Source organism: Micromonospora lutea, from assembly GCF_016863535.1.
In the GTDB taxonomy this organism is placed as follows: Bacteria; Actinomycetota; Actinomycetes; order Mycobacteriales; family Micromonosporaceae; genus Micromonospora; species Micromonospora lutea.
Genome location: NZ_BOPB01000007.1, coordinates 168,600 through 182,291 on the forward strand (window position 1 = coordinate 168,600; position 13,692 = coordinate 182,291).

The 13,692-nt window shown below is 70.0% G+C and carries 15 protein-coding genes and 1 riboswitch; of the genes, 3 read left to right on the top strand and 12 right to left on the bottom strand.

Annotated features, from left to right (window positions below; genetic code table 11):
* Positions 1–161: 161 nt before the first annotated feature.
* Positions 162–917 (top strand): sulfite exporter TauE/SafE family protein, encoded by a 756-nt coding sequence (locus tag Vlu01_RS07545; RefSeq protein WP_203996019.1) that lies wholly within the window; start codon positions 162–164, stop codon positions 915–917.
* A gap of 96 nt (positions 918–1,013) precedes the next feature.
* Positions 1,014–1,580 (top strand): GNAT family N-acetyltransferase, encoded by a 567-nt coding sequence (locus Vlu01_RS07550; protein WP_203995839.1) that lies wholly within the window; start codon positions 1,014–1,016, stop codon positions 1,578–1,580.
* On the opposite strand, the gene def is transcribed toward Vlu01_RS07550, so the two are convergent.
* The gene (def, locus tag Vlu01_RS07555; RefSeq protein WP_203995841.1) at positions 1,566–2,069 is read right to left on the bottom strand and encodes a peptide deformylase; all 504 of its coding nucleotides are present in this window, start codon (positions 2,067–2,069) and stop codon (positions 1,566–1,568) included. The two genes, Vlu01_RS07550 and def, sit on opposite strands and share 15 nt — an antisense overlap.
* Positions 2,070–2,122: 53 nt before the next feature.
* Complete coding sequence (locus tag Vlu01_RS07560; RefSeq protein ID WP_203995845.1) at positions 2,123–3,337, bottom strand: chorismate-binding protein; 1,215 nt, start codon at positions 3,335–3,337, stop codon at positions 2,123–2,125.
* A gap of 96 nt (positions 3,338–3,433) precedes the next feature.
* Here Vlu01_RS07560 and Vlu01_RS07565 point away from each other — a divergent pair, with 96 nt between their 5' ends.
* Entirely contained in the window at positions 3,434–3,634 is a 201-nt protein-coding gene (locus tag Vlu01_RS07565; RefSeq protein WP_093402410.1) for a DUF5999 family protein, read from the top strand.
* A gap of 98 nt (positions 3,635–3,732) precedes the next feature.
* On the opposite strand, the gene gcvP is transcribed toward Vlu01_RS07565, so the two are convergent.
* The 10 genes from gcvP to gcvH form a co-directional block, all read right to left on the bottom strand.
* Complete coding sequence (gene gcvP / locus Vlu01_RS07570) at positions 3,733–6,555, bottom strand: aminomethyl-transferring glycine dehydrogenase (protein ID WP_203995847.1); 2,823 nt, start codon at positions 6,553–6,555, stop codon at positions 3,733–3,735.
* Between the two features lie 79 nt (positions 6,556–6,634).
* Positions 6,635–6,731, bottom strand: a riboswitch (glycine riboswitch).
* 65 nt (positions 6,732–6,796) lie between these two features.
* Entirely contained in the window at positions 6,797–7,657 is an 861-nt protein-coding gene (locus Vlu01_RS07575; RefSeq protein WP_239095764.1) for an NAD-dependent protein deacetylase, read from the bottom strand.
* Positions 7,658–7,753: 96 nt separating this feature from the next.
* A complete protein-coding gene (locus Vlu01_RS07580) occupies positions 7,754–8,470 on the bottom strand; it encodes a DivIVA domain-containing protein (protein ID WP_239095765.1) in 717 nt (238 codons plus the stop codon).
* Complete coding sequence (locus tag Vlu01_RS07585) at positions 8,467–9,645, bottom strand: globin domain-containing protein (protein ID WP_203995849.1); 1,179 nt, start codon at positions 9,643–9,645, stop codon at positions 8,467–8,469. Before Vlu01_RS07585 ends, Vlu01_RS07580 begins: the two co-directional genes overlap by 4 nt.
* Positions 9,646–9,647: 2 nt before the next feature.
* Complete coding sequence (locus tag Vlu01_RS07590; protein WP_203995851.1) at positions 9,648–10,046, bottom strand: group I truncated hemoglobin; 399 nt, start codon at positions 10,044–10,046, stop codon at positions 9,648–9,650.
* A gap of 345 nt (positions 10,047–10,391) precedes the next feature.
* The gene (locus tag Vlu01_RS07595) at positions 10,392–10,988 is read right to left on the bottom strand and encodes a MerR family transcriptional regulator (RefSeq protein WP_203995853.1); all 597 of its coding nucleotides are present in this window, start codon (positions 10,986–10,988) and stop codon (positions 10,392–10,394) included.
* A 204-nt stretch (positions 10,989–11,192) separates the two neighbouring features.
* A complete protein-coding gene (locus tag Vlu01_RS07600) occupies positions 11,193–11,657 on the bottom strand; it encodes a bifunctional nuclease family protein (RefSeq protein ID WP_013733914.1) in 465 nt (154 codons plus the stop codon).
* Positions 11,658–11,830: 173 nt separating this feature from the next.
* Positions 11,831–12,535 carry a transcriptional regulator FtsR gene (gene ftsR / locus Vlu01_RS07605; RefSeq protein WP_203996026.1) on the bottom strand — a complete coding sequence of 235 codons (705 nt, stop codon included), beginning with the start codon at positions 12,533–12,535 and terminating at the stop codon, positions 11,831–11,833.
* 50 nt (positions 12,536–12,585) lie between these two features.
* A complete protein-coding gene (gene odhI / locus Vlu01_RS07610) occupies positions 12,586–13,038 on the bottom strand; it encodes an oxoglutarate dehydrogenase inhibitor Odhl (protein ID WP_093402417.1) in 453 nt (150 codons plus the stop codon).
* Between the two features lie 219 nt (positions 13,039–13,257).
* Positions 13,258–13,638 carry a glycine cleavage system protein GcvH gene (gcvH, locus tag Vlu01_RS07615; RefSeq protein ID WP_203995855.1) on the bottom strand — a complete coding sequence of 127 codons (381 nt, stop codon included), beginning with the start codon at positions 13,636–13,638 and terminating at the stop codon, positions 13,258–13,260.
* Positions 13,639–13,692: the final 54 nt, after the last annotated feature.

The following is a 13,692-nucleotide window of genomic DNA, read 5'->3' on the forward strand; positions in this document are numbered from 1 at the left end:
TGCGAGCGTTGTGCTGTTCGATGCTGGTGTTCGTGGTGGTTGCCGCGGCCGGGCTCTGGGTGCGGCGTCGCCGGGGTCGGTGAGGCTGGCCACAGCCGGCGGCGTGGGGTGGCTGTGGGTGGGAAGAATGCCTGGTCGTGGAGTTGGACCCGACGACCGTGATGATCCTGCTGACCGCTGCTGCCCTGGCGGGCTGGGTGGACGCGGTGGTGGGTGGTGGCGGGTTGCTGCTGCTGCCGGCGTTGCTGGTGGCGGCGCCGGGGATGCCCCCGGCGACGGCGTTGGGCACGAACAAGTTGGCGGCGATCGCTGGCACGTCGACGGCGGCGGTGACGTTCGCCCGCCGCACGAAGATCGACTGGATGGTGGCGGGTCCGGCGGCGGCGCTGGCGGTGGTGTGCGCGGGGCTGGGTGCGGCGGTGGCCGGGGCGGTGCCGCCCTCGGCGTACCGGCCGGTGCTGCTGGTGGTGCTGGTGTCGGTGGCGCTGTTCGTGCTGCTGCGTCCCCGGTTGGGGGTGTTGGCGGTGCCGCAGCGGCGCACCCGGGTGCGGGTGGCGGTGGCGGTGTTGGTGGCCGGGGTGGGCATCGCCACCTACGACGGGTTGATCGGCCCAGGTACGGGCACGTTCCTGGTGTTGGCGTTCACCGCGCTGGTGGGTGCGGATTTCCTGCATGGTTCGGCGATGGCGAAGGTGGTCAACGCGGGCACGAACGCCGGTGCGTTGGCGGTGTTCGCGGCGACCGGGCATGTGTGGTGGCTGCTCGGTGCGGCGATGGCGGTGTGCAACATCGCGGGTGCGGTGGTGGGGGCGCGGATGGCGTTGCGGCGCGGTTCCGGGTTCGTGCGGGTGGTGCTGCTGCTGGTGGTGTTGGCGTTGGTGGCGAAGCTCGGCTACGACCAGTGGCTGGCCGGCTGAGGGTGGGCGGATGCCGGTGCGTTCTGAGCGCTGCCGGCCGCTGACGGCGGGGATTCTCGGTCGCGTCGGCGGGGTGGCGGTGGGCAGGATGCGGGGATGATGCAGGTGAGGTTGCGTACCGCCCGGCTCGTGCTGGCGCCGTTGGCGGATGAGCATCTGGCCGGTGAGATCGAGTTGGACGCCGATCCGGAGGTGATGCGTTTCCTGGGGCCGGTGCGCTCGGCTGAGCAGGTGCGTGAGGCTCATCGGCGACGGTTGGCGGTGGCCGGGCAGGCGCCGGGGTTGGGGTTCTGGGCCGGCCTGGTCGATGGGGAGTTCGTCGGCTGGTGGCTGCTGGAGCCGCCGCGACGTGCCGACCAGGGGCCGGTGGCCGGGCAGGCGGAGTTGGGTTACCGGTTGGCGCGCCGGTGGTGGCGGCGGGGCTTGGCCAGCGAGGGGGCCCGGGAGTTGATCCGGCACGGTTTCGTCGACCTGGGGTTGCGGCGGGTCTTCGCCGAGACGATGGCGGTGAACGAGGCGTCGCGGGCGACGATGGCGGCGGTGGGGATGCGCTACGTGCGTACCTTTCACCAGTCGTGGCCGGATCCGCTGCCCGGCGCCGAGCAGGGTGAGGTGGAGTACGAGATCACCCGGCAGCAGTGGATGGCGTCAGCGGCGGGGTGAGTCGAAGCGTCCGGCGCGTATCTCCCGCAGGGCGCGGCGTCGGACCTCGCCGCGCAGGATGTCGACGTAGAGGCGGCCGTGCAGGTGGTCGGTTTCGTGTTGCAGGGCGCGGGCGAGGAAGCCGCTGCCGGCGATGGTCAGGGGTTCGCCGTGCTGGTCGAAGCCGTGGGCGGTGGCGTGCAGGGCGCGCGGTGTCGGGAAGTAGAGACCGGGGATGGACAGGCAGCCCTCGTCGTCGTCCTGGAGTTCGTCGGACAACTCCAACGTGGGGTTGATCATGTGGCCGCGGTGGCCGTCGGCGTCGTAGACGAAGACCTGGGCGTTGACGCCGATCTGCGGGGCGGCGACGCCGGCGCGGCCGGGCGCGCCGAGCAGGGTGTCCATCAGGTCGGTGACCAGGGCGCGTAGGTCTGCGTCGAAGCTGGTGATCGCTTCGCTGGGGGTGCGTAGCACTGGGTCGCCGATGATTCGGATGTCCCGCATCGTCATGTCGGCAAGATTATCGGTCGGTGGTGTGGGGTCGCTGGCCGGCTGGCGGGTCGTCAGGTGAGGGCGGCGCGCACCGGGGTGGTCTTGGCTGCCGCTTCGGCGACCTCGGCGGCGGGGTCGCTGTCCCAGGTGATGCCGCCGCCGGCCCACACGTGCACGGCGTTGCCGTCGACGGCGGCGGTGCGGATGGTCAGGCCGAGGTCGAGGTGGCCGGGGCCGACCCAGCCGAGGGCGCCCATGCCGGCGCCCCGGCCGACGGGTTCCAGCGCGGCGATGTGGTCCAGGGCGGCCAGCTTCGGGGCGCCGGTGACCGAGCCGCCGGGGCACACGGCGCGGAGCAGGTCGGCCAGGCCGAGTCCGTCGGCGACGTCGGCGCGGATGGTGGATTCGGCCTGCCACAGGTCACACCAGCGTCGTACGGCGAACAGGTCGTCGACGCGGACGCTGCCGGTGCGGGCGACGCGGGCCAGGTCGTTGCGTTCCAGGTCGACGATCATGATGTGTTCGGCGCGTTCCTTGGCCGAGGCGAGCAGGTCGGCGCGGCCGGCGGTGGTGGCCGGGCGGGTGCCCTTGATCGGTCGGGTGGTGAGGGTGCCGTCGCGTACTTCGATCAGGGTTTCCGGGCTGGCGCAGCCGATGGCCCAGCCGGGCCCGGTGAGCACACCGCCGTAGCGGGCGCCGGGCAGCCGGCCGAGACGGGCCAGGGCGGGCAGTGGGTCGCCGGTGTAGGTGGCGCGGGCATGGCCGACGAGGTTGACCTGGTAGACCTCGCCGCGCCCGATGGCGTGGCGGATCGCGGTGACCGCGTCGGCGTGCTGGCGGGGGCTCCAGCTCTCGGTCCAGGCGTCGGGCCGGAAGGGCGGTGGTGGGCCGGGGTGGCCGGGGGTGGTGGTGTCGGTGTGGCCGTAGACGACGACGGCCACCTCGGGCAGGTCGGCGGGGTTGGGTGCGCCGGGTGCGCCGCCGGCGAGGACGGCTCCGGCGGCGGCGGAGAGGTAGAGGGCGGCGCCGCAGATGTCGTGGGGGTGGTGGCGGCGTGCGGGGCGGCTCAGGTCCGCCAGGTGCAGGCCGTGGTCGGCGAGGAACTCCTCGGCGTAGGCGGCCGGGTCGCCGCCGTCGGCGGGTCGCCAGTGCCAGCGGGCCCGTTCGGTGAGCCGGCCGCGGCACGAGGCGGGCACCGAGGGCGGATCGACAACCATCCGTGGGAGCGCTTCCACGACGTCTGGGCGGTTCATGCTCATCCGTTCAGCGGATTTCCCGCTCACCACGCGCACATCTGCTCGATGCGGCGCGCTTCCGCTTGGTACTGTGCGTCACTGGTCATGTGAACCATGACACAGTGCCCCCACAGTCCGGAGAACCCGATGTGCCAGCACCAACCCACCTGTCCCTCCGCCGAAGCCACCGACCGGGAAGCCGCCAGGGTCATCGCCTGCTTCCGTGAACAGGGCTGGAGCCTGCTCTGCAACGGAGTCATCGTCTTCGAGGACACCGGCGAGCTGCTGCCCGACGGCAGCAGCATCGCACCGCACCGCGGCCCCGCCCGACACGCGCTCGCCGCCTGACACCCCATCACGATCCGTCACGACGCTTCCCGCGCCGACCCAGGCTAGTCCCCCGGTCAGGGACCGCCACGACCAGGTCGGCGCGGTACCGGACCCGGTCAGCTCTCGTACGCCTGCGGTGACGGGCACGAGCAGACCAGGTTCCGATCGCCATACCCGCCGTCGACCCGACGCACCGGCGGCCAGTACTTCCCCACCCGGCTCACCCCGGCCGGCCAGGCACCCACCGACCTCGGGTACGGGTGCGGCCAGTCGTCACCGCCGACCATCGCCGCCGTGTGCGGCGCGTTGGCCAACGGATTGTCCCCGGCCGGCCACTCACCCGAACCCACCTTGTCGATCTCCGCCCGGATGGCGATCATCGCGTCGCAGAACCGGTCCAGCTCGGCCAGGTCCTCACTCTCGGTCGGCTCCACCATCAACGTCCCCGCCACCGGGAACGACATCGTCGGCGCGTGGAACCCGTAGTCGATGAGCCGCTTGGCCACGTCGTCGACGCTCACCCCGGTCGCCTTCGTCACCGGCCGCAGATCCAGGATGCACTCGTGGGCGACGAGACCCTTGTTGCCCGCGTACAACACCGGGAAGTGCTCCCGCAGCCGCGCCGCCACATAGTTCGCCGCCAGCACCGCCACCCCGGTCGCCCGCGCCAACCCGTCAGCACCCATCATCCGCAGGTACGCCCACGGAATCGGCAGAATCCCCGCTGAACCGTACCGGGCCGCCGCGATCGCCGGCCGCCCGTCGACCGGCGCACCGGCCGGATCACCCGGCAGGAACGGCGCCAGATGCGACCGCACCGCCACCGGCCCCACCCCCGGCCCACCGCCACCGTGCGGAATGCAGAACGTCTTGTGCAGGTTCAGGTGCGACACGTCCGCCCCGAACCGGCCCGGCCGGGCGAACCCGACCAACGCGTTGAGGTTCGCCCCGTCGACGTACACCTGGCCACCCGCGTCGTGGACCTTCGCGCACAGCGACGCGATACCCGTCTCGTACACCCCGTGGGTCGACGGGTACGTCACCATGATCGCCGCCAGGGTGTCCCGATGCGCGTCGATCTTCGCGTCCAGGTCCACCAGATCGACATTGCCGTCATCGTCACAGCCGACCACCACCACCCGCATGCCGGCCATCACCGCGCTGGCCGCGTTGGTGCCGTGCGCCGACGACGGAATCAGACACACGTCACGGTGCCGCTCACCCCGACTACGGTGCCACGCCCGAATCGCCAGCAGCCCCGCCAACTCCCCCTGCGAACCGGCGTTGGGCTGCACACTCACCGCGTCGTAGCCGGTGACCTCGGCCAGCCACCCCTCCAACTGGCCGACCAGCTCCCGGTAACCGGCGGTCTGCTCCGCCGGCGCCAACGGATGGATGTGCGCGAACTCGGCCCAGCTCACCGGCTCCATCTCCGTGGTGGCGTTGAGCTTCATCGTGCACGACCCCAACGGGATCATGCCCCGGTCCAGGGCGTAGTCGACGTCCGCCAACCGACGCAGATACCGCAGCATCGCCGTCTCCGAGCGGTGCGCCCGGAACACCGGATGGGTGAGGAAATCGCTGGTGCGGGCCAACCCGGCCGGCAACGCCTCAGGCACCTCACCGTTGACCCCGTCGACACCGAACGCCGCCCACACCACCGCCAACTGCTCGACCGTGGTGGTCTCGTCGCAGGAGACACCGACCCGGTCGGCGTCGACCAGCCGCAGATTCACCCCACGCCGCCGCGCCTCAGCGACCACCTCGGCGGCCCGACCGGGCACCCGCGCCGTCACCGTGTCGAAGAACGCCACATCCGCGACATCGACTCCACCGGCACGCAACCCGGCCGCCAACCGGGCCGCCAACCGGTGGGTACGGGCCGCGATCTCCCGCAGCCCGTCCGGGCCGTGGTAGACGGCGTACATGCCGGCCATCACCGCCAGCAGCACCTGCGCGGTGCAGATGTTACTGGTCGCCTTCTCCCGCCGGATGTGCTGCTCACGGGTCTGCAGCGCCAACCGGTACGCCGCGGCGCCGGCCGCGTCCCGGGACACCCCGACCAGCCGGCCCGGCAGCATCCGCTCCAGACCCGCCCGCACCGCCAGATAACCGGCGTGCGGCCCACCGAAGCCCATCGGCACCCCGAACCGCTGGGTGGTGCCGGCGGCGATGTCCGCACCGATCTCCCCCGGCGGCCGCAGCAACGCCAAGGCCAACAGGTCCGCCGCCACCGTCACCAACGCGCCCACCGCGTGCGCGGCCTCGACCAGCGGCGCATGGTCCCGCACCGCCCCGGACGCCCCCGGATACTGCAGATGCAGACCGAAGAACTCCGCCGGCAACGGCTCCACGTCCAGATCCAGCACCCGCACCTCGATGCCGAGCGGCTCCGCCCGCCCGACGATCACCGCGATGGTCTGCGGCAACGCGTCCGCGTCGACCACATACACCCGGCTGCCGTGCTTCGACGCCCGCCGGGCCAACGTCATCGCCTCCGCAGCCGCGGTGCCCTCGTCGAGCATCGACGCGTTCGCGGTGACCAACCCGGTCAGATCCGACACCATGGTCTGGAAGTTCAGCAGCGCCTCCAGCCGGCCCTGGCTGATCTCCGGCTGATACGGCGTGTACGCCGTGTACCACGCCGGATTCTCGAACACGTTGCGGCGGATCACCGCCGGAGTGTGGGTACCGTGATACCCCAACCCGATCATGGAAACGGCCACCGTGTTGCGGGCCGCCAACGCCCGCAACTCCGCCAGCGCCTCCGGCTCAGTGGCCGGCGGCGGCAGATCAAGCCGGCCGTGCCAGCGGATCACCTCGGGAATCGCCGCGTCCATCAACTCGTCGATCGAGGCGTACCCGACGGCGTCCAACATCCGGCGCTCGTCGTCCGGGCCGGGACCGATGTGACGGTCGGCGAACTGTTCTGCGGTCATGGGCACTCCTGCGCGGGGCGGGGGGGTCGACAGGTCGGCCCTCCCCCTCTGTCGCACCCCACGGGCGCTCCACAGTGCCTGACCCGACGCGGTCCTTCTGCCTGAGAGGTTCCGGGGAGGATTTGCCCCTTCGGCGCCGCCCCGTCTCGCCAGGCGGTCTCTCCCACGTCGGTGTTACCGGCGCGATCAACGCTACCAGCGTGCCCGATGACCCGCACCGAAGCCCCTGACCTGGGACAGGTCAGGCACCCACCGGGCTGGCCACCACCGCCGGCCGCTCGTCGAGCAGCCGGTCGGCCAACGCCGGCAACAGCCGCCCCAACGCCGCCTCCACCCGCAGACACGCGTACCCGTCACCGCGGGTCGGCCCCTGGTTGACGATCACCACCGGCACGCCCCGCTTCGCCGCCCGCACCACGAACCGGCGCCCCGACATCACCGTCAACGACGACCCCAACACCAACAGCAACCGGGCCCGCTCCACCAGCGCGAAACACGACTGCACCCGCGCCGCCGGCACCGTCTCACCGAAGAAGACCACGTCGGGCTTGAGCAACCCGCCGCAGGACACACAGTCGACCGTACGAAACGCCGCCACCTGCTCCTCAGCGAGCTCCACGTCACCGTCAGGGTTGACCGCCACTGACTGCCCACCGAACCCGGGATTGGCCGCCCGCAGCCGCTCGTCCAACTCCGCCCGAGACATCCGACCCCGGCACCCCAGGCACACCACCTCGTCGAGCCGCCCGTGCAACTCCGTCACCGCAGGACTACCGGCCGCCGCATGCAACCCGTCGACGTTCTGCGTGATGACGCCGCTCACCAGCCCACCCTGCTGCAGGCGAGCCACCGCCCGATGCCCGTCGTTGGGCACCGCCCGGGCGATCAACCGCCACCCCAGATGGCTGCGCGCCCAGTACCGCCGACGTGCCACCGGATCACCCAGAAACGTCTGATACGTCATCGGAGTGTGCCGACGAGCGACACCACTGGGCCCCCGATAGTCGGGAATGCCCGACTCGGTGGACAACCCGGCGCCACTGAGCACCACCACCCCACCGCCGGTCACCAGGTCCGCCAGCGGCTCGATCAGCTCCTGCACCCACCCATCGTGCCCCAGCCCCGCCGACAGCGACGAACGCCACCGTCGGTGGCGTTCGTCGCTGGCCACGCGACACCCGCGCCGACAACCCCAGCGTCAACGCTGCTGGTGCCGAGGCAACGACCGCGCCGCCCCCGCCGCCGCCGGCTGCGCACCGAACCGCTCCACGGTCCGAGCCAACTGCGCACTGCCGTCGTCGAGATGCCGGGCCGCCGCCTGCATGTGCGAAATCATCATCTCGCCGTAGATCCGCAACGCCTCCCGCGCGGCCACCCCATCATCGAACGTCGGACCCGCCGTCGCGTGGTAGTCCTGCACCGCCCGCTCCGCCTCCTGACGGGCCTCCTCCACCGCCGCCCGCACATAGCTCTCGTACTGGGTACGGGCGTACTCGGCGACCCGCCGCGCGTAGTCGTGCGCCTGAGCGATGATCTGCTCGGCCTCCCGCTGCGCCGCCGACAGCAGATTCACCTCCTTGGCCGCCGGCACCTTCACCGCCGACTCGGCACTCGGGATCACCCCGTGCCGGTGCAACTCCACATGATCGTTGAGCCGCTCGTTCTCCGCCCGCAGATTCGCCACCTGTGTCGACAGCAGATCCAACTCATCGGCCACCTGCATCCGGAACCGATCCACGTCGGTGTGGTCGTAACCACGCCGCCCGAACGACGACGACCCGAACTCCCACCGACGCACCCGGTCGGCGGTCATCCGCACCTGCACACCACCGGCGACCTGCCCACCGTCGTACCTGCCCACCGGGGCTGTGCTCACCGTACCGGCCCGCCACTCGCGGCCACGAGGCTCACTCACCGGGCACCTCCGGAATCGTCAGAGATGGCGGGACCACCCGCCGCCGTCCGCCACGAAGCGCCGTACCAGTGCCTACCCAGACCCTCGTGATGCACCTGCCCGGCATGGAAGCCGGACCGAGTCAGGGTCGCCACCGTGTGCGACACCATGTCATCGGAACCACACACGTACACATGCCGGGACCGCCAGTCACCATCGGCCAGCGCCCGGTCCACCGGAAACACGAACTCCCCCGGCCGGTTCAGGTCCAACCCCGCCACCTGCGTCACGGTCAGCCACGGGTGGGAGGAAACCAACTTCTCCACCGCGTCACCGTCGTAGAACTCGCTCCGCGAACGCGCACCCAGATACACATCGACGCGACGTCGGGAACCCTCCGCGGCCACCTGCTCCACCAACGCCTTCAACGGCGCCCAACCGGTACCACCGGCCAACAGCAGCAGATCCGCCGAACCAGCCGGACCCAACGTCAACCCGTCACCCACCGGAGCGGCCAGATGCACCTGGTCACCCACCGCGCACCCGTACACCAGCCGCGACGACACCGCGCCCCCCGGAGCCGCCCGCACGTGCAACTCCACCGTGCCGTCCGCACGCGGCGCATTCGCCGGGGAGTAGTACCGCCACGCCCGCACCGCCGGATGCGACACCCCGATCGACTGGCCCGCGGTGAACGGCAGCAGATACTGCGGACGCAACGTCAACACCGCCACGTCGAACGCCCGCCGCTCGTGCCCCACCACCTCCGCCGCCCACCACGGTGGACTCACCGACTCAGCGGCCTGCGCCGCCTCGGTCATCACCTTCGCCACCAGCCCGTACGCCGCCGCCCAGTCCTGCGCCAACTCGTCGGTCCACTGGTCGGCGAGAAAATGCCGCAGCGTCGCCAGCAACGCCTCCCCCACCGCCGGATAATGCTCCGCCCGCACGGCGAACTTGCGGTGGTCGACGCCGAGATCCTGCAGGAAACCCACCAGCCGGTCCAACTGGTCCACCTGGGACACGATGTGACCAAGCGCGGTCACCAACCGGTCCCGCTGCCCCGCCATGTTGGTCGGGAACATCTGCCGGGTCTCCGGATACGCCAGGAACAGCGTGGAATAGAAGTAGAGCGGCACCTGGTCGCCGTGCGCGGCCACCAACGACCAGCTCTGCTTGAGCCGGGGCACGTCCACGTTCAGGAACCCGCCTGGTCCCCGCCGACCACCACCTGGTCCTGCACCTGCGCCAGCACCGCCTGCACATCGGCGATGATGTCACCCGGCACACCCAGCTGCGTCAACGTCGCCGTCAGATGCTCACCCACCTTGACGTAATGCGCCACCGGAATGTTCAACGGCTGGTGCGCCGACGCCAGATCCCGCCCGCTGTACTCATTCGGACCACCGAGCACCACCGTCAGCATCAACGCCAGATGCCGACGCTGTCCCACCATCTCCACCTCGGAGAAATAACCGGCAAGCTCCGGATCAGCCAGCACCCGGTCGTAGAACAGCTCGACGGCGGCCTTCACCGAAGCCGCCCCGCCGATGCGCTCGTAATGCGAGACCGGAGTGGTCTCTTCGGTAACCGTCACAGGTGTTTCCTTCCGTCGTGAGGGGACGCGCGGTGTCAACGCGCGCAACGACGACCCACCGACGGCGGAACCATCCCACAACAGCAGCAGCCGGCAGACCGAGTCGGACGATAGCGTGCCGCGTTCGACCCGTCACCGCCGGCCCATAGGATTCCCGGCAACAACCAGACACGAAGAGTCACAAAACGCCCCAGAATTCTCACCCTGAGGCAATCCCGGAAGCACAGAACGTGATCAACAAGGGTCGGTCGAGCCCACACCCACATCACCCTCGACGCTGACCGCGCCGACGACCGCGCACCTCAGTGGACGCGCGCCCTCACCAGCACACCACAGTGGAACGTCTCAACCCGCCCGCCGCCGGGCCCGCCGGGCGGCCAACTCGTCGCCCACCGCACCACCCTCGGTGACCTCCGACGCCGCCGGCTCAGCCGACACCGCCGCCGGCTCCGCCGGAAGATGCGACAACGAACCCTGGATCTCCTTGAACGCGCCACCGATCGCGATGCCGAACACCCCCTGGCCGCCCTGCAACAGGTCGACCACCTCCTCCGGCGAACGACACTCGTACACCGTCGTCCCATCGGAGATCAACGTGATGCCAGCCAGATCATCCACCCCACGCGACCGCAACGCCTCGATCGCCTTCCGGATGTTCTGCAACGACACCCCGGCGTCCAACAGCCGCTTCACCACCTTCAACACCACCAGGTCGCGAAACGAATACAACCGCTGAGTCCCGGAACCCGACGCGTCCCGCACACTCGGCACCACCAGCGACGTACGCGCCCAGTAATCCAACTGGCGGTAGCTGATCCCCACCGCGTGGCAGGCCGTCACACCCCGATACCCCACCGCACCGTCACCGTCAGTTGCCGACCCGGGCATCCCAGCCGGCTCACCCGACACCGCACCCCGATCGGAATCCCGCGGCTCGTACATCCGGACAACCTCCCCGTCAGTGCGGTGCCACGCCGGTTCCGGAACGCGCACCCCTCGACACGGCAACCCTATAGCGACCGCCAGGAGTTACCACGGAGAAACCGACGCGACACGCCGCGCATCGACAGCGATGACCATCACCATCACCGACAGTCACCACCCAGGCGGCGACACACACCCACCGACACCGGCAGGGCCAAGCCCTCAGCCGGCAAAATCCTCCGGACGCACCTGCTCCAGGAACTCCCGGAACTTCTCCACCTCGTCCTCCTGCTCGTCGGGAATCACGATCCCCGCCTCACTGAGGACCTGCTCCGCACAACGAATCGGCGCACCCACCCGCAACGCCAAAGCGATCGAATCACTCGGCCGAGCCGAAACCCGCACCCCATCACCGATCAACAGATCAGCGAAGAACACGTTCTCCTTCAACTCGGTGATCTCCACCGCCCGCAACGGCGCCTTCAACGCCGCCAACACATCCCGCAGAAGATCATGAGTCAACGGACGCGCCGGCTTGACACCCTGCTGCTCATAAGCGATCGCCGTCGCCTCGACCGCGCCGATCCAGATCGGCAGATAGCGGTCCCCCTCGACCTCCCTGAGCAGGACGATCGGCTGGTTACTGGGCAACTCAACCCGAACCCCGACCACGCTCAGCTCGCGCACCGCTGCCTCCGTGTCGTTGTCACCTACGCCGCACCGCGCCCTTCTCTGCACGGTACACGGACCGCGACACGACCGTTTCATGCGCTACACGCACCCACGCCCGCGCCAGAAGAGGGGTTACCCCCGCAAGCCTACGCCACTCACCAAGCCGCCGATCAGTACGCACACGCACCTCACCGCCCCAACGCCGAGCGCAACCCCACCCGCACCAACGCCGCATGCAACTGCTGCGACAACGCCTCCAACTCCCGCGCCGTCTCCGCCGCCCGCGCCCGCGCCGCCGGATCACTCTGCCGCGCCAACGGCGCCACCAACTGCGCGAACAAACCCACCTCGCGATCCGCCGCCGTCCGGTAACCCCGCAAATGCCGCGGCTGGAACCCGTACTCCGCCAGACCCGCCACCGCCCGCGCAATGATCAACGCATCGCCGTCATACCACCCCGGCGGATCCGACACCACCAGCCCGAGCCGCTCCAACTCACCCAACGTCGACCCGTCCAGCCCACTGCGCGCCACCAACTCGGTACGGTCCAACCGCACCTGCGCCGACTCACCCGACGACACCGCGTCACGACCCGGAACCTCACCATCAGGCCCCACCGCCACCAACGCCGGCCGCGACCACTCCGGCGCCTCACCGTCGTCGGCATCCCAGCGCGCCAACTGCTCCCGGATCACCCGCAACGGCAGATACTGATCCCGCTGCGCGGTCAGCACGAACCGCAACCGCGCCACATCGTCCCAGCCGTACTTCCGGTAACCCGCCGCCGTTCGTTGCGGCTCCACCAGGCCCTCAGCCTCAAGAAACCGCAACTTCGAAATCGTGACGTCCGGAAAATCCGCCCGCAACTGAGCCAGCACCTCGCCGATACTCATCAACGGCTGGGCGCCACCCACCCCGGACGGCCTGGAGGCCGCAGGCTCGTTCACCCCCGGCCGGCCTCACCCTCCGGGCGCGGACCGGCGATGAACACCACCCGGAACTTGCCGATCTGCACCTCGTCACCGTTGCTCAACGTCGCCGCCTCGACCCGCTCCCGGTTCACGTACGTGCCGTTCAAACTGCCCACGTCCCGCACCGTGAACGTCCCACCATCCCGGTGGAACTCCGCGTGCCGACGCGACACCGTCACATCGTCGAGGAAGATGTCACTGTCCGGATGCCGTCCACTGGTCGTCACATCGTGATCCAACAGGAACCGGGCACCCGCGTTCGGCCCCCGCCGGACCACCAGCAGCGCCATCCCCGGCGGCAGCGAACCGGACATCCGGCTCGGCACCACATCGGTGTCCGGGCCCTCCAGCGCTTCCTCGAGCGAACCGAGATTGAGCGTCGACGTGACGTCGAGCGGGGGGAACTCGTCGCCTGGGCGAGTCATGGGGACCACCTCACGGAATCTGTTTCGGTCGGCGTCGGGTGACGGCGGGTCTGGCCGCCGGGCTCTCATCCACCCGGCGGCTGGCTCTCCGTGCCCCGAAAGGCTGTCCGCGACGCTCAACTAATGGGTTCTCGGTCGACTGGGCGAGCCTAGCCAGCGCCGAAAAGCAGGGCAACCGGACGCGCGGCAGACACCGCCCCGCCCGCACAGCAAAAACGGTCAGCTCTCGGTCAACTCGCGGTACGCATCCGCACTCAACAGCCCGTCCACCACCGCCGGATCCGACACAGTGATCTCCACCAGCCAACCCGCACCGTACGGATCGCTGTTGATCACCTCAGGGGTGTCGGTCAGCGCCTCATTGCGCGCCGACACCGTACCCGCCACCGGGGCGTAGAGCTCCGACACACTCTTGGTCGACTCGATCTCACCCAACGACTCACCGGCCGCCACCATCGCGCCCACCTCCGGCAACTGCACATACACGATGTCGCCAAGAGCATCCTGCGCGTAATGGGTCACGCCAACCCGGACGGACCCACCGTCCGCAGCAGCCACCCACTCGTGCTCGGCGGTGTAACGCAGATCCTCAGGAATCACCAGCAGCGTCCTCATCCATCGCGACACCGGGCCACCAGGTGTCGGCCCACCGAC

Excerpts from the sequence above, each read along its gene's own strand:
- def (WP_203995841.1), bottom strand. The coding sequence starts at position 2,069 with ATGACGATGCGGGACATCCGAATCATCGGCGACCCAGTGCTACGCACC.
- odhI (WP_093402417.1), bottom strand. The coding sequence starts at position 13,038 with ATGACTCGCCCAGGCGACGAGTTCCCCCCGCTCGACGTCACGTCGACG.
- Vlu01_RS07565 (WP_093402410.1), top strand. The coding sequence starts at position 3,434 with ATGTGCCAGCACCAACCCACCTGTCCCTCCGCCGAAGCCACCGACCGG.
- Vlu01_RS07545 (WP_203996019.1), top strand. The coding sequence starts at position 162 with ATGATCCTGCTGACCGCTGCTGCCCTGGCGGGCTGGGTGGACGCGGTG.
- gcvP (WP_203995847.1), bottom strand. The coding sequence starts at position 6,555 with ATGACCGCAGAACAGTTCGCCGACCGTCACATCGGTCCCGGCCCGGAC.
- Vlu01_RS07550 (WP_203995839.1), top strand. The coding sequence starts at position 1,014 with ATGATGCAGGTGAGGTTGCGTACCGCCCGGCTCGTGCTGGCGCCGTTG.
- ftsR (WP_203996026.1), bottom strand. The coding sequence starts at position 12,535 with ATGAGTATCGGCGAGGTGCTGGCTCAGTTGCGGGCGGATTTTCCGGAC.
- Vlu01_RS07595 (WP_203995853.1), bottom strand. The coding sequence starts at position 10,988 with ATGTACGAGCCGCGGGATTCCGATCGGGGTGCGGTGTCGGGTGAGCCG.